Annotated in this window: 18 protein-coding genes and 1 pseudogene; 6 read left to right on the top strand and 13 right to left on the bottom strand. The window is 69.1% G+C overall.

Features of this window, described 5'->3' with window-relative positions:
- Positions 1-25 precede the first annotated feature (25 nt).
- Positions 26-2,620 carry an ATP-dependent chaperone ClpB gene (clpB, locus tag LCH29_RS28710; protein ID WP_446464595.1) on the bottom strand — a complete coding sequence of 865 codons (2,595 nt, stop codon included), beginning with the start codon at positions 2,618-2,620 and terminating at the stop codon, positions 26-28.
- A gap of 123 nt (positions 2,621-2,743) precedes the next feature.
- Here clpB and LCH29_RS28715 point away from each other — a divergent pair, with 123 nt between their 5' ends.
- Positions 2,744-3,154: a pyridoxamine 5'-phosphate oxidase family protein gene (locus LCH29_RS28715; protein WP_446464596.1), complete on the top strand. Its 411-nt coding sequence runs from the start codon at positions 2,744-2,746 to the stop codon at positions 3,152-3,154.
- A gap of 12 nt (positions 3,155-3,166) precedes the next feature.
- Here the strand turns inward: LCH29_RS28715 and proP are convergent, their stop codons facing one another.
- Entirely contained in the window at positions 3,167-4,684 is a 1,518-nt protein-coding gene (gene proP / locus LCH29_RS28720; RefSeq protein WP_446464633.1) for a glycine betaine/L-proline transporter ProP, read from the bottom strand.
- Between the two features lie 162 nt (positions 4,685-4,846).
- Positions 4,847-5,218, bottom strand: a complete 372-nt coding sequence (locus tag LCH29_RS28725) for a cupin domain-containing protein (protein WP_446464597.1) — start codon at positions 5,216-5,218, stop codon at positions 4,847-4,849.
- Positions 5,219-5,366: 148 nt separating this feature from the next.
- Between LCH29_RS28725 and LCH29_RS28730 the strand changes: the two genes are divergently transcribed.
- Genes LCH29_RS28730 through LCH29_RS28740 form a run of 3 tightly spaced genes read left to right on the top strand, consistent with a single transcriptional unit; the run spans position 5,367 to position 11,985 of the window.
- Positions 5,367-8,972: a DEAD/DEAH box helicase family protein gene (locus LCH29_RS28730; RefSeq protein ID WP_446464598.1), complete on the top strand. Its 3,606-nt coding sequence runs from the start codon at positions 5,367-5,369 to the stop codon at positions 8,970-8,972.
- Positions 8,969-10,417 carry a restriction endonuclease subunit S gene (locus tag LCH29_RS28735; protein ID WP_446464599.1) on the top strand — a complete coding sequence of 483 codons (1,449 nt, stop codon included), beginning with the start codon at positions 8,969-8,971 and terminating at the stop codon, positions 10,415-10,417. The genes LCH29_RS28730 and LCH29_RS28735 overlap by 4 nt, the downstream gene beginning before the upstream one ends.
- Positions 10,414-11,985 (top strand): HsdM family class I SAM-dependent methyltransferase, encoded by a 1,572-nt coding sequence (locus LCH29_RS28740; protein ID WP_446464600.1) that lies wholly within the window; start codon positions 10,414-10,416, stop codon positions 11,983-11,985. The genes LCH29_RS28735 and LCH29_RS28740 overlap by 4 nt, the downstream gene beginning before the upstream one ends.
- Before the next feature lie 12 nt (positions 11,986-11,997).
- Here the strand turns inward: LCH29_RS28740 and LCH29_RS28745 are convergent, their stop codons facing one another.
- The 3 genes from LCH29_RS28745 to LCH29_RS28755 form a co-directional block, all read right to left on the bottom strand.
- On the bottom strand, positions 11,998-12,960 hold the full coding sequence (locus LCH29_RS28745; protein ID WP_446464601.1) for a hypothetical protein: 963 nt from the start codon (positions 12,958-12,960) through the stop codon (positions 11,998-12,000).
- A gap of 111 nt (positions 12,961-13,071) precedes the next feature.
- Positions 13,072-13,269 carry a DUF397 domain-containing protein gene (locus LCH29_RS28750; RefSeq protein ID WP_446464602.1) on the bottom strand — a complete coding sequence of 66 codons (198 nt, stop codon included), beginning with the start codon at positions 13,267-13,269 and terminating at the stop codon, positions 13,072-13,074.
- A gap of 12 nt (positions 13,270-13,281) precedes the next feature.
- Complete coding sequence (locus LCH29_RS28755) at positions 13,282-14,190, bottom strand: helix-turn-helix domain-containing protein (RefSeq protein WP_446464603.1); 909 nt, start codon at positions 14,188-14,190, stop codon at positions 13,282-13,284.
- A 177-nt stretch (positions 14,191-14,367) separates the two neighbouring features.
- Here LCH29_RS28755 and LCH29_RS28760 point away from each other — a divergent pair, with 177 nt between their 5' ends.
- Positions 14,368-14,802 (top strand): ATP-binding protein, encoded by a 435-nt coding sequence (locus LCH29_RS28760; RefSeq protein WP_446464604.1) that lies wholly within the window; start codon positions 14,368-14,370, stop codon positions 14,800-14,802.
- A gap of 9 nt (positions 14,803-14,811) precedes the next feature.
- Here the strand turns inward: LCH29_RS28760 and LCH29_RS28765 are convergent, their stop codons facing one another.
- From LCH29_RS28765 to dnaK, 6 genes are all read right to left on the bottom strand, one after another.
- On the bottom strand, positions 14,812-15,084 hold the full coding sequence (locus LCH29_RS28765; protein WP_446464605.1) for a hypothetical protein: 273 nt from the start codon (positions 15,082-15,084) through the stop codon (positions 14,812-14,814).
- Positions 15,085-15,158: 74 nt separating this feature from the next.
- A complete protein-coding gene (locus tag LCH29_RS28770) occupies positions 15,159-15,800 on the bottom strand; it encodes a Uma2 family endonuclease (RefSeq protein WP_446464606.1) in 642 nt (213 codons plus the stop codon).
- A 216-nt stretch (positions 15,801-16,016) separates the two neighbouring features.
- A complete protein-coding gene (locus LCH29_RS28775) occupies positions 16,017-16,502 on the bottom strand; it encodes a heat shock protein transcriptional repressor HspR (protein WP_446464607.1) in 486 nt (161 codons plus the stop codon).
- A gap of 4 nt (positions 16,503-16,506) precedes the next feature.
- Positions 16,507-17,685: a molecular chaperone DnaJ gene (gene dnaJ / locus LCH29_RS28780; protein ID WP_446464608.1), complete on the bottom strand. Its 1,179-nt coding sequence runs from the start codon at positions 17,683-17,685 to the stop codon at positions 16,507-16,509.
- Between the two features lie 54 nt (positions 17,686-17,739).
- The gene (gene grpE / locus LCH29_RS28785; protein WP_063735538.1) at positions 17,740-18,399 is read right to left on the bottom strand and encodes a nucleotide exchange factor GrpE; all 660 of its coding nucleotides are present in this window, start codon (positions 18,397-18,399) and stop codon (positions 17,740-17,742) included.
- A complete protein-coding gene (gene dnaK / locus LCH29_RS28790) occupies positions 18,396-20,267 on the bottom strand; it encodes a molecular chaperone DnaK (protein WP_446464609.1) in 1,872 nt (623 codons plus the stop codon). Before dnaK ends, grpE begins: the two co-directional genes overlap by 4 nt.
- Positions 20,268-20,540: 273 nt before the next feature.
- On the opposite strand from dnaK, the gene LCH29_RS28795 reads away from it, so the two are divergent.
- A complete protein-coding gene (locus LCH29_RS28795) occupies positions 20,541-22,817 on the top strand; it encodes a heterodisulfide reductase-related iron-sulfur binding cluster (protein WP_446464610.1) in 2,277 nt (758 codons plus the stop codon).
- Between the two features lie 67 nt (positions 22,818-22,884).
- Here LCH29_RS28795 and LCH29_RS28800 read toward each other — a convergent pair.
- Positions 22,885-25,535: pseudogene (locus tag LCH29_RS28800) on the bottom strand (SpoIIE family protein phosphatase).
- Between the last annotated feature and the right edge of the window lie 537 nt (positions 25,536-26,072).

Below are 26,072 nucleotides of genomic sequence, written 5' to 3' on the forward strand. Positions count from 1 at the left end.
CGCGATCAAGACGGAGCCGGGCGGCTCAGCGCGCCGGGCCCACCAGAAGGCCGCCCCCGGCCCGGTCGACCCGGACCGTGTCGCCGTCCCGCACCTCGCCGGAGAGGATCTCCCGGGCCAGCCGGTCGCCGATCGCGGTCTGCACCAGGCGGCGCAGCGGGCGCGCCCCGTACGCCGGGTCGTTTCCCTCCTCGGCGAGCCAGGCCAGCGCCTCCGGGGTGACCTCCAGGGTCAGCCGCCGCTCGGCGAGGCGCCGGGCGAGCGCGGCGATCTGGAGCTCGGCGATGCGGGCCAGCTCGTCCTGGCTGAGCGCGGAGAAGACCACCAGGTCGTCCAGCCGGTTCAGGAACTCCGGCTTGAAGGAGCTTCGCACCGTCTCCAGCACGCTCTGCTTCTTCTCCTCCTCGCCGAGCAGCGGGTCCATCAGGTACTGGCTGCCGAGGTTGGAGGTGAGGACCAGGATGGTGTTGCGGAAGTCCACCGTCCGGCCCTGGCCGTCGGTGAGCCGTCCGTCGTCCAGCACCTGGAGCAGGATGTCGAAGACCTCGGGGTGGGCCTTCTCCACCTCGTCCAGCAGCACCACGCTGTACGGGCGGCGGCGCACCGCCTCGGTGAGCTGGCCGCCCTCCTCGTAGCCGACGTAGCCGGGCGGGGCGCCGACCAGCCGGGCGACGCTGTGCTTCTCGCCGTACTCGCTCATGTCGATGCGGACCATGGCCCGCTCGTCGTCGAAGAGGAAGTCGGCGAGCGCCTTGGCCAGCTCGGTCTTGCCGACGCCGGTGGGGCCGAGGAAGAGGAACGAGCCGGTCGGCCGGTCCGGGTCGGCGATCCCGGCCCGGGTCCTGCGCACGGCGTCGGAGACGGCCCGGACGGCCTCGGTCTGGCCGATCAGCCGCTTGCCCAGCTCGTCCTCCATGCGCAGCAGCTTCTGGGTCTCGCCCTCCAGCAGTCGTCCGGCCGGGATGCCGGTCCAGGAGGCGACCACATCGGCCACGTCGTCCGGGCCGACCTCCTCCTTGACCATGGTGCCGCGGTCCTCCCGCTGCACCTCCTCCTCGGCCTCCGAGGCCTCGGCCAGCTCCCGCTCCAGGGCCGGGATCTCCCCGTACAGCAGCTTGGAGGCGGTACCGAAGTCGCCGTCGCGCTGGGCGCGCTCGGCCTGGCCGCGCAGCTCGTCCAGCTTCTCCTTCAGCTCACCGACCCGGTTGAGGCCCTGCTTCTCCTTCTCCCAGCGGGCCGTCAGGCCGCGCAGCTCCTCCTCCTTGTCGGCGAGGTCGCGGCGCAGCTTCTCCAGCCGCAGCTTGCTGGCCTCGTCGGTCTCCTTGGCGAGCGCCATCTCCTCCATCTTCATCCGGTCGACGGAGCGCTGGAGCTCGTCGATCTCCACGGGTGAGGAGTCGATCTCCATGCGGAGCCGGGAGGCGGCCTCGTCCACCAGGTCGATGGCCTTGTCGGGCAGGAAGCGGGAGGTGATGTACCGGTCGGAGAGGGTCGCGGCGGCCACCAGCGCGCCGTCCGCGATCTGCACCTTGTGGTGCGCCTCGTACCGGCCCTTGAGCCCGCGCAGGATGGCGACCGTGTCCTCGACGGTCGGCTCGGCGACCAGCACCTGCTGGAAGCGGCGCTCCAGCGCGGCGTCCTTCTCGATCCGCTCGCGGTACTCGTCCAGCGTGGTGGCGCCGACCATGCGCAGCTCGCCGCGGGCCAGCATCGGCTTGAGCATGTTGCCCGCGTCCATGGACGAGTCGCCGCCGGCGCCCGCGCCGACCACGGTGTGCAGCTCGTCGATGAAGGTGATGATCTGGCCGTCGCTGGACTTGATCTCGGCGAGGACGGTCTTCAGCCGCTCCTCGAACTCGCCCCGGTACTTCGCGCCCGCGACCATCGCGCCGAGGTCGAGCGCGACCAGCCGCTTGTCGCGCAGGCTCTCCGGCACATCGCCCTTGACGATGCGCTGGGCGAGCCCCTCCACCACGGCGGTCTTGCCGACGCCCGGGTCGCCGATCAGCACCGGGTTGTTCTTCGTACGCCGCGAGAGCACCTGCACCACGCGCCGGATCTCCTGGTCCCGGCCGATGACCGGGTCGAGCTTGCCCTCGCGCGCGGCGGCGGTGAAGTCCGTGCCGAACTTCTCCAGCGCCTTGTACGTGCCCTCCGGATCGGGAGTCGTCACCCGCTGTCCACCCCTGGCCTTCTCGAACGCGGCGAGCAGCGCCTTGGCGCTCGCCCCCTGCTGGTCGAGCAGCTCCCCGGCCTGACCGCCCTTGGCGGCGATGCCGATCAGAAGGTGCTCGGTGGAGATGTAATCGTCGCCGAGGTCCTTGGCGCGCTGCGCGGCGTCCACCAGGACGGCCTGAAGATCGCGGTTGGCCTGCGGCGGGGCCACGGTGGAGCCCTGCACGCTGGGCAGGGCGGCGAGCAGCCGCTCGGCCCCGTTCCGTACGAGGGCCGCGTCGGTGTCGACGGCGACCAGCAGATCCATGACGTTCTCGTTGTCCTGCCCCTGGAGCAGGGCGAGCAGCAGATGGGCCGGGGTCAGATCGGCGTGCCCGGCGGACACCGCCCGGTCGTTGGCTGCGCTCAGCGCCGCCCGGCTCTTGTTGGTCAGCTCGGCGTCCACGTCCTGTGCTCCTCCTCATCGCGCGGCGGCGGCCCACAATCCTGCCCTGCACAACATGCGTAAAGTTGAGTCTATTCCACTCAACTGTGTCTCCGCCAGCGTTCTGGCCATAGGTTCCCGTACATGGCCCTCGATCCTCGCAACCCGGACCCCGCGTACCTCGCCTTCTGGCGCGAACGCCACGTGTGCACCCTCACCACCCTCCGTCCCGACGGCACCCCGCACGTCGTCCCGGTCGGCGTCACCTACGACCCCGACGCCGGGCTCGCCCGCGTCATCGCGAGCGGCCACAGCCGCAAGGTCGCCCACGTCCGGGCGGCGAGCCGGTCGGCGGAGGGCGCGCGGGTCGCCGTCTGCCAGATGGCGGGCAAGCGGTGGGCCACGCTGGAGGGGACCGCGCGGGTGCGCACCGAACCCGAGCTGATCGCCGACGCCGAACGCCGCTACGCCGAACGCTACGAGCACGAGCCCCGCCCCAACCCGCACCGCGTGCTGATCGAGATCATGATCACCCGTGCGATGGGCCGCGGCTGAGGAGCGCGAGGCTCACTGCTGGTGGTGTCCCCAGGGATGACGCACCCTGATCCAGATGTCGCGCGCCCTGCGCCCGGCCTCGGTGCGGCTCTCCGCCACCGCGGTACGGGCCTCCTCCTCGGTCTCCACCATCGGGCCCGAGCCGCGCAGCGGCTTCCCGGCCGTCTCGTACAGGAACAGGGCCGAGATCAGGCCCACCACACCGGCCGCCATCAGGTAGTACGCGGGCACCAGCGGATCGCCCGTCGACTCCACCAGCGACGACGCGATCAGCGGCGTCGTCCCGCCGAACAGCGACACGGAGAGGTTGAACGAGATCGACAGCGCGCCGTAGCGCAGCCGGGTCGGGAACAGCGCCGGAAGCGTCGCGGCGCTCGTGCCCGCGAACGTGACCAGCAGCAGCCCCAGCACCAGACAGCCGATCGCGGGCAGCAGGATGTCGCCCATCTGGATCAGCAGGAACGCCGGGATCGCCAGCACGATCATGGCCCCGCTCCCGGCCATGAACATCGGCCGCCGCCCCCAGCGGTCGGAGGACCGCCCGACCACGGTGATCGTCAGCGCCACGACCACCATGGTGGCGAGCACCAGCAGCTGGGCGGTGGTGGCGTCCTCGCCGAGCGTGGAGGTCATGTACGTCGGCAGATAGGACGTCACCATGTAGTTGGTGACGTTGTACAGCAGGACCAGGCCCATGCAGATCAGCACGGCCTGCCAGTGCCGGGTGAAGATCTCCTTCAGCCGCCCCTTGCCGGACTGCCGCGCCTCCTCCACCGGCGCGGTGTCGCCGTGGGCCGCCGCGGCCTTCGCCGCCTCCGCCGCCCGTTCGGCCTCCTGCTGGAACGCCGGGCTCTCCTCCAGCCGCAGCCGCATGTACAGGCCGATCATCCCGAGCGGCCCGGCGACCAGGAACGGAATCCGCCAGCCCCCGTCCACCATGCCGTCGTCCCCGAGCACGGCAGTGAGCACCGTGACCAGCCCGGAACCCAGCGAATAGCCGACGAACGTGCCGAAGTCGAGCCAACTGCCCAGGAAGCCGCGCCGCCGGTCGGGCGCGAACTCCGCGATGTACGTGGTCGCCCCCGCGTACTCACCGCCGGTCGAGAAGCCCTGCACCACCCGGCACGCCAGCAGCAACAGCGGCGCGGCGAAGCCGATCGAGCCGTAGCCCGGCAGCAGCCCCACCGCGAAGGTGCTGACCGCCATCATGATCATGGTGGTGGACAGCACCCGTCGCCGCCCGATGCGGTCCCCCAGCGGCCCGAAGACCAGCCCGCCGAGCGGCCGCACCAGAAAGGCGACCGCGAAGGTGGCGAACGTCGACACCACCTGCGCGGCCGGGGAACTGGACGGAAAGAAGACCTTGCCGAGGGTGACCGCGACGTACGCGTAGACGCCGAAGTCGAACCACTCCATGGTGTTGCCGACCGCGGTCGCCGTCACCGCGCGCCGCAGCCGCGGCCGGTCGACGACGGTGACATCCCCGTAAGCGAGCGACTTCTTGCGGCGGCGGAGCAGCGTCCGCACCATGCGGTCGGTGCGTTCGCTGCCGCCGCCTCTGGCCGGGCGGCCGCCCTTGTGCGGTGGTGTGGAGCCGGTGCTCATCTCATCCCTGACGACGGATCCGGGCTGCTACGCGTAACCGGCACCCACCGGACGAAACCCCGCGGACCGGGCTCGCACCCCGTCGGATCAGGCTTCGCCCCGCTCCGCGCGTGCGTACACCTCGGCCATCTCACCACCGGTGTCGTACACCACCACCTGCTCGTCGCCGACCACCCACGCGTCGTGGCCGGGCGGTATCGCGAACACATCGCCGGGCCCCACCTCGGCCTCGGCGCCGTCGTCCATGCGCAGCCGCATCCGCCCCTTCACCACGACTCCGGTGTGGCGGACCTGGCAGCTCTCGGTCCCGGCCAGCGGCCGGACCGACTCCCGCCAGCGCCATCCGGGCTCGAAGGTACCGACGGCGAAGTCGAGCCCCGTCAGGTGCAGGGTCTCCAGATGACCACCGGGGAAGTCCCGCCGCTCATCCGGCTTGTCCAGCGTCTTGATCTCCATCATGGTGTGTACCTCCTCCCACACCTCCATGGTGCGCCTCGGGCCCGCCAAGAGCCTCGTCGTTCTCGCAAAGCCCTTGTGCGGCACGGCGCCCCAGTGGCATCCTGCAAGGCTTTGCTCACGCACGGATACGGTTCTTGGGGGGAACACCATGCCGACGTCGCCGACCGGCCAGGGCGGAAACCAGCACGACCCGCAGGTCGCTCAGCTGGCAGCCGGATCGTCCAACTTCGGTCATCTGCTGGAACACGAGCCCTTGCTCGTCACCATCGGCTGCTCCGCCGAGTCGTATGTCCACACCGACTCGCACGCCGCCATGTTCAAGGCCCGCCTGTTCGGCGAGGTGATGGCCCGCTATCTGCTGCACCTCCTCGGCCTCCAGGTCAACAGCAACAAGCAGTTCCACCGCATCAAGGCGCTGTCCCAGGCCGGGATCCTGAAAGAGCAGACCTACGACTGGTTCGACTTCCTGCGCGATACGGGGAACAAGGCCGCCCACGGCTACTACGCGAACGTCCGCACCGCGCTCCAGATGGTCGAGACCTGCTTCAAGCTCGGCGACTGGCTGCACCGGGCCCGCAACCAGAACGACACCACCCACCGTGTCTTCCTCGCCCCGGCCACACCCGACGACAGCCCCACCCCGGCCACCCCCGCCGACCTGGAGGAGCTGGAACAGCTCCGCACCGAGCTGGACGACTACCGGGCCAAGCTCGCCGAGGCCCGGATGCGCTTCGACGGCAAGCAGGACCGCTTGGAGCGGGAGAAGGCCGCACGCGAGCAGGCCGAAGCCGAACTGGCCCGTGCCGAAGCGGACCGTGCCGCGCTCAGCGCATTGGTCGAGCAGCTCAGCGCACAGATCGAAGAGTCCGACGCCGACCTGGCCGACGTCTCCATCGCGCCCAAGCCGCTCAAGAACACCTCGGAACGCGACGCGTTCATCTCCCACGCCCAGAAGGCGGCCCTGCCTCCCATGAGCGAGGCGCAGGTACGCGCGGAGCTGGACCGCGTGCTGGAACAGGCGGGCTGGGTGGTCCAGGACGCCAACGCCATGAACCTCTACGAGGAGGGCGTCCCCGGAGTCGCCGGCGTCGCCGTGCGCGAGGTCACCACCGCCGTGGGTCGCGCCGACTACCTGCTCTACGTAAAACAGCAGCTGGTGGGTGTGGTCGAGGCCAAGCGCGAGGGCGCCGACCTGGAAGGCGCCATGCAGCAGGCCGCGCGGTACGCCACCGGGCTCACCCGCAGCCAGCAGCTCAGCGCCTGGCGGGCCAGCCTGCCCTTCCGTTACGTCGCCGACGGCAACACCGTCCGCTTCCACAACGCTCTCGATCCGGTGCCCCGGACCCGGGAGGTCTTCTCTGTCCACCGGCCCGACACCGTCGCCCGCTGGATCGACGAGGCCGAGGCCGACCCGCAGGCGCCCACCCTGCGCGCCCGGATGCGCCGCCTGCCGGAGGTGTTCCTCGACCGGGAGCCGCTGCGCCCGGCTCAGGTGTCGGCGATCGAGGGGCTGGAACGCTCCCTGGCGAAGGACGATCCGCGGGCCCTCATCCAGATGGCCACGGGCGCGGGCAAGACGTTCACGGTGGTGAGCGAAAGCTACCGGCTGCTCAAGCACGCCGATGCCAAGCGGATCCTGTTCTTGGTCGACCGCAACAACCTGGGCAGCCAGGCCGCCACGGAGTTCGAGAACTTCGACACCCCGGACGACGGCCGGAAGTTCACCGAGCTGTACGTGGTGCAGCGGCTGGCGGGCGACACCGTGCTGGGCTCGGCGGATGTCGTCGTCTCCACGGTGCAGCGCTTGTGGATGGCCCTGACCGGTCGCGAGGTCCCGGACGCGGACGTGGACGACGCCGCCCTCGACCGCTACGACCTGATCGACACCCCGGCCGAGGTCGGCTACAACGCCTCACTGCCGCCCGAGTCCTTCGACCTGATCGTCGTCGACGAATGCCACCGCTCCATCTACGGCAAGTGGCGCGCGGTGCTGGAGTACTTCGACGCCCACCTGGTCGGCCTCACCGCGACCCCCGTCGCCCAGACCTTCGGCTTCTTCTTCCAGAACCTCGTCAGCGAATACCCGTACGAGCAGGCCGTCGCCGACGGCGTCAACGTCGACTTCGACGTCTTCCGCATCCGTACCGAGCTGGGTGAGCAGGGCAGCACCATCCCCGCCGAGACGGTCGTTCCGGTACGGGAGCGGAAGACCCGGCGCGAGCGGTACCAGGAGCTGGAGTCCGACCTGGAGTGGAAGGCGTCCCAGCTCGGACGGCAGATCATCAGCAAGGGGCAGCTGAAGCTGGTGATCGAGACCTTCCGCAACCACCTGTTCACCGACATCTTCCCGCCGATGGGCGACGGCGAGGACCAGCGGGCGCGGACCCATGTGCCCAAGACCCTGATCTTCGCCGTGGACGACAACCATGCCGATGAGATCGTGCAGACGGTCCGCCAGGTCTTCGGCGAGGGCGACGACTTCTGTACGAAGATCACGCACGCGGCGAAGAATCCGGCCCGCCTGATCAAGGCGTTCCGCAACAGCCCCGAGCTGCGCGTCGCCGTGACCGTCGACATGATCGCCACGGGGACGGACATCCCGCCGCTGGAGTGCGTGTTCTTCCTGCGCGACGTGAAGAGCTGGGCGTACTTCGAGCAGATGAAGGGCCGGGGGTCGCGGACCATCGACCCGGCCGAGTTCCAGGCGGTCACGCCGGACGCGGAGGTGAAGGAGCGGTTCGTCATCGTCGACGCGGTGGGCGTGACGGACTCCCCGCGCGTGGACGCCCGCCCCCTGAACCGAGCGTCCGAGAAGCAGATCCCGCTCCAGCGGCTCATGGACAAGACGGCGGGCCTGGCGATGACCGAGGACGAGGTCGCCACGCTGGCGGGCCGCCTTGCCCGGCTGGACCGGCAGATCACGGATGAGGAGCGCGAGGAGATCGAGGAGCTGGCCGGTCAGCCGCTGAGCGAGATCGTGGGCGGCCTGGTCAAGGCGGTCGACCCGGACGAGCAGGAGAAGGCGCAGCAGGAGGGCGGCCGGGAGAAGGTCCGGGAGAACCTGGTGCAGGCGCTCAAGCCGATCGCGTCCAACAAGGAGCTGCGGGAACGGCTGATGTCGATACGCCGCGCCCATGACATCGTCATCGACGAGGTGAGCGTGGACAGCGTGCGGGAAGCGCGCGGCATCACGGCGGACGAGCTGGCGATGAGGCGGGTGACGTCCTGGAAGCAGTACCTGGAGACGCACCGCGACGAGATCGCCGCCTTCAACGTCGCCTTCCGCGAGCGGCGCGAGCCGAGGGAGGTCTACCGCAAGGTCCGCGACTTGGCGCGCAAGATCGAACGTCCCCCGTTCCAGTGGACGCCCACGAAGCTATACGACGCGTACGTGCAGCTCGGGAAGGCGACCGAGCGCCCGAGCGGCAAGGCCGGTGCGGTGGATCTCATCGGCCTGCTGCGGTACGAGCTGGGCCTGGACGAGGAGGTCCGCCCGTACCGGGCGCTGGTGGAGGAGCGGTACGCGGCGTGGCGTGCCCGGCAGGCGCAGGCGGGTGCGGTGTTCGACGAGGAGCAGGAGTGGTGGCTGGACCGGATGGTGGACGTGATAGCGACGGATGCGGCGATCAGCCCGGAACACCTGAAGGACGTACCCTTCAACGAGCATGGTGGGGTTGATGGGTTCTTGAGGGCCTTTGGTGCCGACCGTGGGGCCGAGTTGTTGGATGAGCTGGGACGGGAGCTGGGCGCGTGAGTGGGGTTGGTGGGGAGCTTCCCAAGGGTTGGGTTTGGGTCCGGCTCGATGAAATCGCTGATGTCCAAGGCGGTATCCAGAAGCAGCAGAAGCGGCGACCGATCGCAAACAAGTATCCATTCCTTCGAGTCGCGAATGTGACGAGCGCGGGGCTTGAGCTGAGCGATGTGCACGAGATTGAGCTCTTCGAAGGAGAGATCGAAAGGTTCGCGCTGCGTACGGGCGATCTCCTGGTAGTCGAAGGAAATGGGAGCATTTCGCAACTCGGTCGCGCTGCCCGATGGCGAGGCGAGATCGAAGCCTGCGTGCACCAAAACCACTTGATCCGAGTGCGCCCCACTTCAGCTATCTCGGACCGCTTTCTTGAACTACTTTGGAACTCACCTGTTATCTCTGAGCAGATTCGGCGGGTTGCAGCTTCTACAAGCGGTCTACATACGCTGAGTACCTTCAAGATTAAGCAGGTGAACATTCCGCTACCTCCGCTGAGCGAGCAGCTGCGCATCGTCACTGCGCTCGAACAGCAACTGTCTCGGTTGGATGCCGCCACGCAGAGTGTCGCCAAAGCGGTGCGGTCCGGGTTTGCTCTAATTGACACTGTCAAGAGAAAGACCGTTTCGGGTCTGTCTCTTTCCTCGCCCCGAGCACGCCTTGGTGATGTCCTTCGCGAACCGCTACGCAACGGCCACTCTGCCAGGGCAGCCACCGACGGGACGGTCAGAACGCTGACACTTACGGCCGTTACGCAAGGAAAGTTCGACGAGACTCATACCAAGCTAACCGCACCCGATCCTCACCGCGTTTCCAACCTCTGGCTCGAACCTGGCGACATTTTCATTCAGCGATCGAACACTCCAGACCTGGTCGGCACGTCCGCGCTCTACGATGGCCCCAGCAATTGGGCTATTTACCCGGACTTGCTGATCCGAGTCAGGACTGATGAACGCTTGGACTCCCGGTTCGCTCAACTCGTGCTGTCCGCCCCTCAGACTCGGCAGTATTTTCGCGCGTCCGCTAAAGGCCTGGCCGGTTCGATGCCAAAGATCGACCAGGAAACCATCCTGAACACGCCCCTACCGCTTCCCGATATTGAAACTCAGCGAAGAGTCGTCAAGGACGTGGCCCACACTGTCGAGCAAGTGCAACGCGCCGTCAGCGTCGCCGAGTCCAGCGAGGGCAAGTCCGCCGCCCTCCGCCGCTCCCTCCTCGCCGAGGCCTTCGCCGGGCGCCTGGCCCCCCAGGACCCCGACGACGAGCCCGCCGACGAACTCCTCGCCCGCATCCGCGCGGAGCGCGAGGCCGCCGCACCCAAGAAGCGGCGCACCCGCCGGGCACCGGCGCAGCGTAAGGCCACCCACGACGAGCCTCCACCCGCGCCCGCAGCCACCGCCACCACACCCCTCACCGGCGAACAGCCCACCCTCGACCTGGAGTTCCCCTCGTGACGACGGCCCCGACGACGAACACCACCGGCAACACCACCGAGGCCCGCCGTCTCGTCGACAAGCTCTGGAGCTACTGCCACGTCCTTCGCGACGACGGCGTCTCCACCATCGACTACGTCGAGCAGCTCACCCTGCTCGTCTTCCTCAAGATGGCGCACGAGGCGCAGTCCCGCCCCCCGGTGTTCCGCGAGCAGATCATGCCCGAGGGGCCCGAGTGGGAGGGCCGGGGCTGGCCCGAACTCCTCAAGAAGAGCGGCGCACCCCTCGAAGTCGCCTACACCAACCTCCTCGAAGACCTCGGCAACCAGCGCACCAACACCACCTTCCACCTCATCTTCAACGGTGCCCGCAACCGGGTCCACGACCCCGCCAAGCTCAAGCGCCTGATCAGCGACCTCATCGACAAGGAGAGCTGGTCGGGCCAGAAGACGGACATCAAGGGCGATGCCTACGAAGAACTCCTGGCCCGCGGAGCCGAGGACATCAAGTCCGGCGCCGGTCAGTACTTCACCCCGCGCCCGCTGATCCAGGCCATCATCGACTGCGTCAAGCCAACCCCCGAGGACACGATCACGGACCCGGCCTGCGGAACCGGCGGCTTCCTCCTCGCCGCGGCCGAGCACATCTTCAAGGAGTACGGCTCCGCCCTCACCCCCGAGCAGCGCCAGCACCTCAGCTCGGGCGGCATCTGGGGCAACGAGCTGGTCCGCAACACCGCGCGCCTCGCCGCGATGAACCTCTTCCTCCACGGCATCGGCCACCCCACCGGCAACGCGCTCATCCGCGCCAAGGACGCGCTCGCCAACCCGCCCGACCAGCGCGCCAGCCTCGTCCTCGCCAACCCGCCCTTCGGCAAGAAGTCCTCGATCACCGTCTACGGCGACGACGGCAAGGCGGCCCGCGAGTCCATCGCGTACGAGCGCCGGGACTTCTGGGTCACCACGACCAACAAGCAGCTGAACTTCGTCCAGCACATCGCCTCGCTGCTCGAAATCCACGGCCGCGCCGCCGTCGTCGTCCCGGACAACGTCCTCTTCGAGGGAGGCGCGGGCGAGACCATCCGGCGCCGCCTCCTCAAGGAGTACGACGTCCACACCCTCCTCCGCCTGCCCACCGGCATCTTCTACGCGGGCGGCGTGAAGGCGAACGTCCTGTTCTTCGAGCGCAAGCCCGCCCGCCCCGAGAAGCCCTGGACCGAGAAGCTCTGGGTCTACGACTTCCGTACCGCCCAGCACTTCACCCTCAAGCAGAACCCCCTCACCCGGGCCTCCCTTGAGGACTTCGTCCAGTGCTACCGGCCGGACGACGAGGACCGCAGCGAGCGCGTCGAAACGGAACGCTTCAAGTCCTTCACCTACGAAGAGCTGGCCGCCCGCGACAAGGCGAACCTCGACATCCTCTGGCTCCGGGACCCCAGCCTCGACGACGCCGACTCGCTCCCCGCTCCCGAAGTCCTCGCCGCCGAGATCGTCGAGGACCTCCAGGCCGCGCTCAGCGAGTTCGCCGCCATCGCCGAATCCCTCCAGCAGGCCCGAGGAGGCAACGAGGCGGGCATCGCCGATGAGTGACCTCCGCGCGAGCTACGAAGCAGGCTGAACGCCGGCGAGCTGTGCCAGGGCGCCCCGGATGTCGCGGATCATCGCTCCGGGGCGCCGGTACACATCGCTCGCCGTGAACCGCAGAATCCGGCGCACTTCCCCGCACGACATCAGGTCGTTGAAGCGAGCGGTATCCCGCTGGTGCTGTGCCCTGCTCCCGTGCCACCGGTAGCCCTCGATCTCCACCACCAGCCCCTGCGCCCGGAAGAAGAAGTCCGGATACGCCCGCCGACCCGAGGGGGTCGTGAGCAGCACCTGCGAGGCGGGGTGCAGCCCCGCGTCGTGCATCCGCAGGCGGGCGATCGTCTCCGCCGGTGACCCCGCCCTGGGGTCCGCCAGCGCCAACCACTCCCGTGCGGTGGCCGTACCGCGCAGGGTGGGCCTCCTCTCAAGGGCCTCGGCGACTTCCCCCAGCGTGGTCAGCGGCCCCCTGCGCCGCTTCCCACCCCCGTAACGGCTGGGCCGCCTGCTCACCGCCGACTCCACCGCCACCAACGCGTCGTCCCGCGGCCCGGCCCGTAAGAGGTCTGCCATGGTGCGCGGCACCGTGGTCACCCTCAGTCCGCCCACCGTGTTGGTTTCCTCCGGGCCGAGCCGCATTTTGTGCAGCACCCCACCGTGGACGGTCGCGCTGACCCCGCGTGGGGCGGTGAACTCCACACGCTGTGTACGGGTTTCGATGTCATGCAGCACCGCTGCGGCGGTATGGCTCACCACCAGATGTGGACGCCCCACTTGGTTGGCGTGCAACAGCACCATCCCGTCCAGCGCCCGCCCCGGCTCAAGCCAAGCCCCAGTACGGATGCGCGTCCACCCGTCGCTCACCAGACGCCGGTTCAGCCTCCGCTGCGGCCATCCGCAGGCCATGGCCTGGGTTGTCAGCAGGACCCCGCCGTGGGCCCTGGCCAGCTCGGTCAGCGAGACCGCGTCCCCCGTTTCCGCCATCCCCCCAGAGTGCCGTCGATCCTTCGTCGGCGCTCGGGCCTGTGGATAACGTGGTTGAGGCGGCTCACGGACAGCGGTACGCCGATCCCTCGGCGTACCGCTGTCCGGGAGTCAACTCAACCGGTCGAACTCCCCCGCCTTGGCGGCCCGTATGAAGGCCGCGAGGGAGGGTGGGGTGGTGGCGAGGACGGCTTGTGGGGCGTCGCTCTCGCGCAGATGTATGGCGCTTGGGGTGGCGGCAAGTTCGACGCAGTTGTTGTCCGGCCCTGTCCCCGAGAAGGAAGACTTCCGCCAACCGGTTCGGTCCATTCTCATGACCCCTTACAGCTCTCGTGCGATGCGATGGATGAAGGCTCGCGACTCCTCGGCCCTCATCGCAGACGACTCGACGGTACGCAGAAGGGCCCGGTAGTGCTCCAGTTGCGCCTCGGCGTGAAGGAAGTCGATGCCGTGGAAGTGATCGATCTGCGCCGTGTCCAGCTGAGGCACCGGACCTGCCGCGTACGTCATTGCGTACCCCATACCCGCGAACCCTTCGGCAGAGAAGGGAACCACACATACGGTGACGCCCGGGAGTTCGGAAGTCACCAGAATGTGCTCCAGCTGTTCACGGGCCGCCTTCCGGTCACCGACCCTCATCAGCAGCGCGGCCTCGTGGATGATCGCCGTGAACTCCGGCGGGTCGTCTCGCTCAAGCACATTCCGGCGCCTCAAGCGGAAGTCGATGACCGCCTCAAGGTGATCAGAAGCGTGGTTCGAACGCGCGTAGGTGAACAGAGCCCGCATGTACGACTCCACTTGGAGCAAGCCCGGAATGTGCACCACTTGCAGGCTTCGCATACGCCGGGAGTGCCACTCCATTGCCGCGAGGTCCAGAGACATCGAAGCAAGCGTGCCGCGGTAATCCTCCCACCAGCCACGGACCCGCTCCGTCGCCATTGCGGCCAGCGCATCCACCAACGCGCGGTCCGCACAGCAGTAGTGATCAGCCAGCGTGCGCAGCCGCTCCGCACTGACGCCGATACGGCCGACCTCCATGTGACTCATCTGCATGGGGCTCACGCCGAGGCGCCCAGCAGCCTCCCGCGCGGTCATACCCGCACGCTCCCGCATCTTTCGCAGCTCTGCACCAAGGCGTTCCTGTCGAGCGGTGGGATTACTCCTCGGCGGCATGCATGTACTCCCTGTGACTCGACATCTGCGGCGCCACGATGCCACGACTCGACCCATTCGGGCGAACTTGCCGGACTAGGTTGCACCGTTACTAGGTAGCACCATACGTTACGTAGCGCATCGCTCACCCAGCGAAGCAACCGGCCAGCCGGAAGCGCACCGTCATGCCCGCAAACGCGGCACGGCGGCACTGACACCGGTCGGCCCGTCCCATCGCGCCAGCAGGAGGCCCGTATGCCCCTCGTCACGCCACCCGTCGCCCCGTTCGAGTACTGCCTCCACATCCCGCACGACCCCCGGGCCGTCGGCGTGGCCAGAGCCTCCCTCCGTACCGCGCTCACCGCCCATGAGCTGCCCGAACTGGTCGAGCGCGCCGAGCTGTTGGCGAGCGAGATGCTCACCAACGCCCTCGTGCACGCGGGCGGTGAGGCCGATCTGCGGCTGAAGTGGTCCGCCGAGACGTTGCGGATGACCGTCTGGGACTCCAGCGTGGCCCCACCCGGCCTCCGCCCGCTCACGGCGGGCAGCGAGAGCGGGCGCGGGCTGCACCTGCTGCGGCTGCTCGCCGACCGGTGGAGCCACTACCCGCTGACGGGCGAGCGGTGGGGGCCCGCGTCCAAGGTCGTCTGGTGCGAGATCAGCCGGAAGCCGCCCGCCGCGTGGGCGTAGGTCGTGCGGTCAGGGCGCCGTGAGGGCGACGCGGCGGAGTTCGACGGACTCGACGGTGACGCCGGGGGCCGAGGCGCCGAGCAGCGGGACGGCCGCGCGGGCCCGCTCCCCGTCCGCGAACGTCAGGATCGACATGCCCCGGCCGTCCACGGGCTCCAGCCACTGGCCGGAGACGAAACCCGGTGCGGCGATGAGCTTCGGCAGGATGTCGTTCATGAGCGCGGCGGCCGCCGCGGGGGCCTGGGCCGGGTCGATCGTGAGAGTGACGAGGACTGCGTGCATGGGGGTCTCCTGCGGTGGAATGCTCCTTTCAGCAGGTAGGACAGTCCAGCGGCCCGGAACTCATCGCACCCCGGTCACTCCTGGCGCGGGCCGGTGATCTCCTCCGTGATCGCGAAACCCTTCGCCGGGCCCTCCGGAATCTCCACCACCGTGCCGTACGGGACACGAGTCTCGGCCGCGTACGTCTGCTCGTCCGGAGAGGGCGAGGTCAGCACGGTGACCGTGCCATGCTGATCGTGGTCGTCGATCATGACGTAGACGGGAATTCCGGCCCCGGCGTAGGCGCGGCGCTTGCGCACCCGATCGCGCTGCTGGTTCTCATGCCCGGGAGAGACCACTTCAACGACGAGCTTCACGGCGGATGCGGAGAAGCCGAGGCCGTCCTCGGTGAGGTGCTCTTCGGGTTCCTCCGGCGCGACGAAGATGTCAGGGACCCACACCTTCATTCCGTGGATGACGTTCAGGTCGCGATACGCAGCCCAATCAGAGTCATCCAGGCAGTGCGCCATCGCGCGGTACATGCGGTGAATGATCAAACCATGGCTGGAACGTCCGGTCGGCGACACCTCGATGAACCCCTCGACAATCTCCGCGCGAAAGCCCTCGGGGAGTTCCAGGGACTTCCACGCCTGCCACAGGGCCTCATCGAGCGAGATCGGGGACATGGTCTCGGGCACCTCCGACGTCGTAGGCGCCTCATGGGCGAGTGCGGTCACGGCGCAGCACCTCCTCCTCAAGTGTGGGCCAAGCGTGCCCTTGCGGCACAGGCAACGGCCTCACGCTAGGGAGACGAGTGGCCTGACGGCCCGGGTTCGGGTGGCGTGCCACTCGAACGGATGAGTCCTCGGACGGGAGCATCGAAGACCTCGCCATGCGACAGGCCCGGTGACCGAGGTCGGTCGCCGGGCCTGTCGCTCGCATCAAGGGAGACGCTAGTCCCTGCGCTTGGGCTTGGGACGCCACACGACCAGCGCGCTGCCCTGGTGGACGTCCTGGTAGGGGACCAGGTCACGGCGGTACGAGGCGTGGACCTGGGCCTCGCGCTGCTGCATCGCGGCGGCCGCGCCCTCGACGGCCGACTGGAGCTCGGCGACGCGCGACTGGAGCGCGGCGACCTGGTTCTCCAGCTCGATGATGCGCTTGATCCCGGCGAGGTTGATGCCCTCGTCCTGCGACAGCTGCTGCACCTGGCGCAGCAGCTCGATGTCGCGCGCGGAGTAGCGCCGGCCGCGGCCGGGCGTACGGTCCGGGGAGACCAGGCCGAGACGGTCGTACTGACGCAAGGTCTGCGGATGCAGGCCGGAGAGCTGAGCGGCGACCGAGATGACGTACACCGGCGATTCGTCGGTCAGCTCGTACGGATTGCGGGACCGGCCGGGTCCCCTGCCTCCGAGGCCCCCTCGGCCGTGCGTCTCCATTGGGTCATGCTCCCTTCGCGGCCTGGAACAGCTCCGCCCGCGGGTCCTCGCCCGCGGTCGCCTCCCGGTAGGACTCCAGCGCCTCGCGAGCCCCGTCGCTGAGGTCCTTCGGCACCGTGACCTCGACGGTGACCAGCAGGTCGCCGCGGGTGCCGTCCTTGCGCACCGCGCCCTTGCCGCGGGCGCGCATCGTCCGGCCGTTGGGGGTGCCGGCCGGCAGCTTCAGGGTGACCGGCGGACCGCCCAGCGTCGGGACCTTGATCTCGCCGCCGAGTGCCGCCTCCGGAAGGGTGACGGGGACGGTGACGGTCAGGTTGTCGCCGCGGCGGCCGAAGACCGGATGCGGGTCCACGTGGACGATGACGTAGAGGTCACCGGCCGGACCGCCGGTCTCGCCCGGGGCGCCCTTGCCGCGCAGCCGGATGCGCTGGCCGTCGCTGACGCCCGCGGGGATGCGGACCTGCATGGTGCGGGCGGAACGGGCCCGTCCGCTGCCCTTGCAGGTCTCGCACGGGTCCTGTGCGATCAGGCCGCGGCCCCGGCACTCCACGCACGGGTCGGTGAGCGAGAAGCCGCCCCCGCCGCCGCGGCTGACCTGTCCGGTGCCGACGCAGGTCGGGCAGACCCGCGGGGTGCCGTTCTTGTCGCCGGTGCCGGAGCACGTCTTGCACGGGGCCTGGCTGGACATCCGCAGCGGAACGGTGGCCCCTTCGACGGCCTCGGTGAAGCTGAGCGTCACCTCGGACTCGATGTCCTGGCCGCGCCGCGGCTGGGTCCGGGTGGGCCCGCCGCGGTTGAAGAGACCGCCGAACACGTCGCCGAGCCCGCCGCCGAAGCCGCCCGCGCCACCGGGGCCGCCCTGGGCGCCGCCGAAGAGGTCACCCAGGTCGAAGTTGAAGCTCCCGGTGGAGCCCGCCCCGCCCGGCCCGGGGCGGAAGCCCCCGTTGCCGAACAGGGAGCGGGCCTCGTCGTACTCCTTGCGCCGCTTGGGGTCGCCGAGGATGTCGTTCGCCTCGGAGATCTCCTTGAAGCGCTCCTCGGCCTTGGTGTCGCCCTTGTTGGCGTCCGGGTGGTACTCGCGGGCGAGCTTCCGGTACGCCTTCTTGATCTCTGCCTCGGTCGCGTCCTTGGGGACGCCGAGAACCTTGTAGTAGTCCTTCTCGACGAAGTCCTTGGTGCTCATCCCCGACGTCCCTCCTCTCCTGATATTCCTGCTGTTCCCGCCGTCACCGTCGCGTCAGCCCTCTTCCGGGCCACCGCTCTCCTCGTCCGGTGCCGTGCCGTCGCCTTCGCCCGGGCCCTTGGGCGAGGCACCCGGCTGGGGCTCGGCGACCGCGACCCGCGCCGGGCGGATCGTTCGTTCGCCGATTCGATACCCCGGCTGGAGAATCTGCACGCACGTCGTCTCGGTGACGTCCGGCGCGTACGAGTGCATGAGCGCCTCGTGCACCAGCGGGTCGAAGGGCTCGCCCTCCTTGCCGAACTGCTGGAGGCCCAGCTTCGCCGCCACCGTCTCCAGCGATTCGGCGACGGACTTGAAGCCGCCGACGAGCTCGCCGTGCTCACGCGCCCGGCCGATGTCGTCGAGCACGGGCAGCAGCTCGGACAGGAGGTTCGCGACCGCGACCTCCTTGACCTGCACCCGGTCCCGCTCGACCCGGCGTCGGTAGTTCTGGTACTCGGCCTGAAGTCGCTGGAGGTCGGCCGTCCGCTCGTTGAGAGCGGTCCGCACCTGGTCCAGCTGCGCCTGAATGGCTACCTGCTCGAGGTCCCCGGCCGGGGCGCCCGGGCCCGCCTTGTCGGCGGACCCGGCGCCCTTCGCCGCGTCGTCGGGGGTCTGCGCGGCTTCGGAGGGGACGTCGGGCTGCTCCTCGAAGCCCGGGGTCTCCTCCGTCACGCGGCACCACCCTGGCCCTTGTCGGCCTTCTCGTCGTCGACGATCTCGGCGTCCACCACGTCGTCGTCGGCCTTGGCCTGGGCGCCCTCGGCACCGTCCGCACCGGCGGCACCGGCCTCGCCCGCGCCCTCGGCGCCGGTGTTGGCGTACATGGCCTGGCCGAGCTTCTGGCTCACCGCGGCGACCTTCTCGGTCGCGGTGCGGATCTCGGCGGTGTCCTCGCCCTTGAGCTTCTCCTTGAGGTCGGTGACCGCTTCCTCGACCTCGGTCTTGACCTCGCCCGGGACCTTGTCCTCGTTGTCCTTGAGGAACTTCTCGGTCTGGTAGACGAGCTGCTCGGCCTGGTTGCGGGTCTCGGCGGCCTCGCGGCGCTTGTGGTCCTCCTCCGCGTACTGCTCGGCCTCGCGCATCATGCGGTCGATGTCGTCCTTCGGCAGCGCGGAGCCGCCGGTGACGGTCATCTTCTGCTCCTTGCCGGTGCCGAGGTCCTTCGCCGCGACGTGCATGATGCCGTTCGCGTCGATGTCGAAGGTGACCTCGATCTGCGGCACCCCGCGCGGGGCCGGCGGCAGGCCGGTCAGCTCGAACATCCCGAGCTTCTTGTTGTACGCGGCGATCTCGCGCTCGCCCTGGTAGACCTGGATCTGCACGGACGGCTGGTTGTCCTCGGCCGTCGTGAAGATCTCCGAGCGCTTGGTCGGAATGGTCGTGTTGCGCTCGATCAGCTTGGTCATGATGCCGCCCTTGGTCTCGATACCGAGGGACAGCGGGGTGACGTCCAGCAGCAGGACGTCCTTGACCTCACCCTTGAGGACACCGGCCTGGAGGGACGCGCCGATGGCGACGACCTCGTCCGGGTTGACGCCCTTGTTGGCGTCCTTGCCGCCGGTCAGCTCCTTGACGAGCTCGGCGACGGCGGGCATCCGGGTCGAGCCGCCGACCAGGACCACGTGGTCGATCTCGGACAGCGAGATGCCCGCGTCCTTGATGACGTTGTGGAACGGGGTCTTGCAGCGCTCCAGCAGGTCCGAGGTCAGCTGCTGGAACTGCGAGCGGCTGAGCTTCTCGTCCAGGTGCAGCGGGCCCTCGGCGGAGGCCGTGATGTAGGGCAGGTTGATGGTGGTCTCGGTCGAGCTGGACAGCTCGATCTTCGCCTTCTCAGCGGCCTCGCGGAGGCGCTGGAGAGCCATCTTGTCCTTGGACAGGTCCACGCCGTTGGCGTTGTTGAACTGCTTCACCAGGTAGTCGACGACGCGCTGGTCCCAGTCGTCACCACCGAGGTGGTTGTCACCGTTGGTGGCCTTGACCTCCACCACGCCGTCGCCGATCTCCAGCAGCGAGACGTCGAAGGTGCCGCCACCGAGGTCGAAGACCAGGATGGTCTGGTCGTCCTTCTCCAGCCCGTAGGCGAGCGCGGCGGCAGTAGGCTCGTTGACGATACGCAGGACGTTGAGGCCCGCGATCTCACCGGCTTCCTTGGTCGCCTGGCGCTCGGCGTCATTGAAGTACGCCGGGACGGTGATGACCGCGTCCGCCACCTTCTCGCCCAGGTACGCCTCGGCATCCCGCTTCAGCTTCTGCAGGATGAAGGCGCTCATCTGCTGCGGGTTGAAGTCCTTGCCGTCGAGGTTCACCTTCCAGTCGGTGCCCATGTGGCGCTTGACCGACCGGATGGTCCTGTCGACGTTGGTCACCGCCTGGCGCTTGGCCACCTCGCCGACCAGTACCTCGCCGTTCTTCGCGAAGGCGACGACGGAAGGCGTGGTCCTGGCGCCCTCGGCGTTGGTGATGACGGTGGGCTCACCGCCTTCGAGAACACTGACGACGGAGTTCGTCGTACCCAGGTCGATGCCGACCGCACGTGCCATTTCGGGATCCTCCAGCTACAGCATTGAGTGGAACAGGCTCAAGCGTGCATGATCCGCTTTCCGCTGTCAACAGACGTGAGTCGTCACGGCTCAACTTTTATATGAGTCTTATGATCAAGAGAGCATTGCAGGAGGTCAGCGGGCGAGGGCCGGGGAGCGACGCATATCACCGGCCGGTCGACTACATGGGTGTGCGCCCGGACGGGTAATCTCGGTCAAGACAAATTAAGTTACTGCTTAGTAATTCCGCTCTCGCAGGTTCGAGGAGCCCTTATGCAACTCGCCGCGATCATCGTGTCGCTGGTCCTCATCGCGGTCGGCGTCGCCCTGTTCGGCCGTGCCATCCTGCAGATCTACCGCTTCGTGCGACTCGGCCAGCCCGTCCCCGCGGGCACCCGTACGGATGACCCAGCAGGGCGCACGGTCACGGTGGTCAAGGAGTTCCTCGGCCACACCCGGATGAACCGCTGGGGCATCGTCGGAGTGGCGCACTGGTTCGTGGCCGTGGGCTTCTTCTCCCTGCTGCTGACGATCGTCAACGCCATCGGCCAGCTCTTCCAGGCCGACTGGCTGCTGCCGGTGATCGGCGACTGGCTGCCGTGGGAGATCTTCACCGAGGCCCTGGGCCTGCTGACGACGCTCGGCATCCTCACCCTGATCGTCATCCGGCAGCTGAACCGGCCCGACGGGGCGGGCCGCAAGTCCCGCTTCGCGGGGTCCAACATCGGCCAGGCGTACTTCGTCGAGGCCGTCATCCTCATCGTCGGCATGTCGATCATGACGCTGCGAGCCCTGGAGGGCGTCCAGCACGGCGTCGACCACTACGAGATCGGTTTCTTCGCCTCGTACCCGCTGATCGCCGCCCTCAAGGGGCTGAGCCTCGGCACCATCCAGAACCTCACCTACCTCGTCGCCATGATCAAGATCGCGACGTCCTTCATCTGGATGATCGTGGTCTCCCTCAAGACCGACATGGGCGTGGCCTGGCACCGCTTCCTGGCCTTCCCGAACATCTGGTTCAAGCGCGAGGCCTCCGGAGACGTGGCGCTCGGCGAGCTCCTGCCGATGACCTCCGAGGGCAAGCCGATCGACTTCGAGGACCCGGACGAGGACGCCCAGTTCGGCGTCTCGCAGATCGAGCACTTCTCCTGGAAGGGCATCCTCGACTTCTCCACCTGCACCGAATGCGGCCGCTGCCAGTCGCAGTGCCCCGCCTGGAACACCGGCAAGCCGCTCTCCCCGAAGCTGCTGATCATGTCGCTGCGCGACCACGCGCACGCCAAGGCCCCGTACCTGCTCGCGGGCGGCGGCAAGGACGCCGAGGGCGAGGAGAAGGCCACCGAGGCGCAGCTCAAGGACGTGCCCGCGAGCGCGCTCGCGGAGGCCGAACGGCCCCTGATCGGCACCCTGGAGGAGAACGGGGTCATCGACCCCGACGTCCTGTGGTCCTGCACCACCTGCGGCGCCTGCGTCGAGCAGTGCCCGGTCGACATCGAGCACATCGACCACATCGTCGACATGCGCCGCTACCAGGTCATGATCGAGTCGTCCTTCCCCAGCGAGGCCGGGACGATGCTCAAGAACCTGGAGAAGAAGGGCAACCCCTGGGGGCTGGCGAAGAAGCAGCGTCTGGCGTGGACAAAGGAGCTTGCAGCGGACGCAGGGTTCGAGGTCCCGGTCGTCGGCAAGGATGTCGAGGACCTGACCGAGGTCGACTACCTGTACTGGGTCGGCTGCGCCGGTGCCCTGGAGGACCGGGCGAAGAAGACCACCAAGGCCTTCGCGGAGCTGCTGCACATCGCGGGCGTCAAGTTCGCGATCATGGGCGGCGACGAGGCGTGCACCGGTGACTCGGCCCGCCGCCTGGGCAACGAGTTCCTGTTCCAGCAGCTCGGTCAGCAGAACGTCGAGATGCTCAACATGGCCTTCGGCGAAGACGCTGACGAGGGCGTGGTGGTCGAGAAGGCGAAGAAGAAGATCGTCGCGACCTGCCCCCACTGCTTCAACACCATCGCGAACGAATACCCCCAGCTGGGCGGCCACTTCGAGGTCATCCACCACACCCAGCTGCTCCAGCACCTCATCGACGAGGGCAAGCTGATCCCCGTCACCCCGGTCGAGGGTCTGATCACCTATCACGACCCCTGCTACCTGGGCCGCCACAACAAGGTCTACACCCCGCCGCGCGAGATCATCGCCAAGGTGCCGGGCCTGCGGAACGAGGAGATGCACCGCCACAAGGAGCGCGGCTTCTGCTGCGGCGCGGGCGGCGCCCGCATGTGGATGGAGGAGCGGATCGGCAAGCGCATCAACAACGAGCGCGTCGACGAGGCCCTGTCGCTCAACCCCGACATCGTCTCCACCGCCTGCCCGTTCTGCCTGGTCATGCTGACCGACTCGGTCAACGGCAAGAAGAACGATGGCAAGGTCAGCGAAGCACTCCAGGTCGTGGACGTGGCCCAGTTGCTGCTCGACTCGGTGAAGACCCCCGCCGAGCCGGAGGGCGACGGCGAGGCGGTCGAGGACCCGGAGCCCGCGCCGGTGAAGTGACCCGCTGAGCTACGGAACGAGGCCCGCCCGCGCACCGCGCAGGCGGGCCTCACCTCGTCCTACGGCCCTACCGGCGCTTGCCGTTCTTGGGCAGCGGCAGCGTCTGCTCCGTCCAGATGACCTTGCCCTCCGCCGTGTACCGGGTGCCCCACCGGTCGGCGAACTGCGAGACCAGGAACAGCCCGCGGCCGCCCTCGTCCGTCGTCGCCGCGTACCGCAGATGCGGTGACGTGCTGCTGGTGTCGGACACCTCGCAGATCAGGCTGCGGTCGCACAGCAGCCGCACCCGGATCGGTCCGGTGGCGTAGCGGATCGCGTTGGTGATCAGCTCGCTGAGGATCAGCTCGGTCGTGAACGCCACGTCCCCCAGCTCCCACTCCGCGAGCTTGCCCGCCACCGCCGCCCGCATCTCGGAGACCTGGGCCGGTTCGGACGGCACCTCCCAGTCGGCGATCCGCCCCGGCTCCAGCACCCTCGTACGGGCGACGATCAGCGCGACGTCATCGCTGGGGCGCTCGGGCAGCAGCGCGTCCAGCACCGCCGTACAGGTCTCCTCCGGGGTGCGCCCGGGGTGGGCCAGGGCGTCGCCCAGCATCTCCAGACCCGTCTCGATGTCCCGGTCGCGCTTCTCGATCAGCCCGTCCGTGTACAGCACCAGATGGCTGCCCTCGGGCAGCTCCAGCTCGGACGTCTCGAACGGCAGCCCGCCCAGGCCCAGCGGCGGGCCCACGGGCAGGTCCTTCAGGAGCTCCACCGTGCCGTCCGGGCTCACCACCGCGGGCGGCGGGTGCCCGGCCCGGGCCATGGTGCAGCGCCGCGTCACCGGGTCGTAGATCGCGTACAGACAGGTGGCCCCGATGATCACCTCACCGCCGCCGTCGCCGTCCGCCAGGGCGCTGTGGCCCTCGTCCTGGTCGATGCGGGCGATCAGATCGTCCAGATGGGACAGGATCTCGTCGGGCGGCAGGTCGAGGGTGGAGAAGTTGTGCACCGCGGTCCGCAGCCGCCCCATGGTCGCCGCCGCGTGCAGTCCGTGGCCGGGATGACGTCGAACCAGTCGCCGCCGACGCCCGATTCGGCGGGCAGATAGCGGTACGCCACGTCCAGCGCGTTCTGCTCGGGCAGCACCCGCGGCAGCAGGCTGCGCTGGAGCGTCACCGCCATGGTGTGCTCGCGGGTGTACCGCCGGGCGTTGTCGATGCTGACGGCGGCCCGGGTGACCAGCTCCTCGGCGAGCGAGACGTCGTCCTCCTCGAACGGCTCGGGCTTCTCGGCGCGCATGAAACTGGCCACGCCCAGCACCACGCCCCGGGCCCGCAGCGGGACCGTGATCATCGAGTGGATGCCACAGTCGACGATCTTCTGGGCCTGGTCGGGATCCTGCTCCTGCCAGCCCCCGTGGTCGCTCAGCACCGGGACGACCGTGACGATGCCGGTGCGGAACCCGCGGGCCTGCGGCGCGTTCGGAGTGAAGCGGATCAGCTTGCCGAGCGGGTAGAGCGGCACGTCGTCGCGGATGCCGCTGAGCGCCGTACGCCGCAGGGGCGTGGGGCGGCCGTCCGCGCTCCCCCCGCCGCCCGTCGTACCGGCGGCGCCCTCCTGCGGCTCCTCGCCGCGCAGGACCGAGTCCGCGAGGTCGACGGAGACGTAGTCGGCGAAGCGGGCCACCGCGTACTCCGCGAGCTCCTGCGCGGTGCGCACCACGTCCAGTGTGGTGCCGATGGACACGCCCGCGTCGTACAGCAGCTTCAGGCGGTTGCGCGCCAGGTCGACCTTGCCGGTCAGCGCGCGCAGCTCGGTGGTGTCGCGCAGGGTCGCGACGCTGCCGGGCGGGCCGCCGTTGCGGTCGGTGGGGCGGTGGCTGACCGACAGCAGCCGCTCCCCGGCCGTGTGCACCTCGTCGGTGGCCGGGCGCCCGGAGACCAGCAGCTCGGCCGTGTGCGGGTCGAAGCCCAGCTCGGCGACGAGACGGCCCTCCGCGTCCGGGGGCAGGGCGAAGAGGCGGCGCGCCTCGTCGTTGGCCAGCACCAGGCGGCCGTCGCCGCTGACGATCAGCACGCCCTCGCGCACGGCGTGCAGCACCGCGTCGTGGTGCTCGTACATGCGCGTCATCTCGGCCGGGTCCAGGCCGTGGGTCTGGCGCCGCAGCCGCCCGGTGACCAGCGCCGTGCCCACCGTGGCCAGCGCGAGCGCGGCCGCGGCGGCGACGAACAACAGCGGCAGCTGGTGGTTGGCCGCGCCGCTCACCTTCTTGATCGTGATCCCGGCCGAGACCAGGCCCACGACCTTCCCGCGCTGGTCGAGGACGGGGACGACGGAGCGCACGGACAGGCCGAGCGTGCCGGTGAAGGTCTCGGTGACCGTCCGGCCCTTCACGGCGGCGTCGATGCTGCCCATGAAGTGCTTCCCGATCCGGTTCGCATTGGGGTGGGTGTAGCGGATCCCGTGCGGCGACATGGCCACGACGAAGTCGACGCCCGAGCCCTTGCGGGCCCGTTCGGCGAGCGGTTGGAGCGCTGCGGTCGGATCGGCGCCGCGCATCGCGGCGGCCATGCCCGGGGCGTTCGCGAAGCTCTCGGCGACGGCCATCGAGCGGTTGCGGGCCTCGCGCTCGCTGTCGTACCGGGACTGGAGGACGAGCGCCGCCACGGCGGCGACGACGAGCAGCAGCACGACGCCCACTTGGAGGACGAAGACCTGGCCCGCGACCGTACGCACACCGCGCGGCGGGCGGCGGCGCGGCCGACCGCCCCGGCGGCCCCGGCGGGGGCCGTGCTCCTCGTACCGCTCGTGCGGGTGGTGCGCCCTCTGCGCCTGATCCGTCCGGTGCTCCCCGGTCTCGTGCACCGTGGAGTCGTGCCCGTTCCGCTCGCGGGCATTCCGCTGATGGCGGGGGCCCTGATGGCCGCGCTGATTCCGCCAGTCGGTCATGGTCCGGGCCAAGGGGACCCGTGATCGACCGAAAAGTCCGGCCATGTCGTTATTTCTAGCACTCTCGCGCTGTGGCGGGCGAGCGGCATTCGCCGCTGCCGGCCGGCCACTCCCGTCCGACATCGCGCCTACACCCCGCTCGCACCCTCCATGGGTCTCGGTGCCTCACCCGTCACTGATGCATCGTGCGATACGCACATGGCAGCCCCCGCTCGCCCGCTTCGAACATGAACCGATCCTGGCCGTGAAGTATCCCTTCTCACAACAAGGTTGTGGATTCCCGTGGATCCACACAGGATCATGCCCCACCCATGGGTAGGTAAA

This window comes from Streptomyces sp. BRA346 (genome assembly GCF_052851135.1).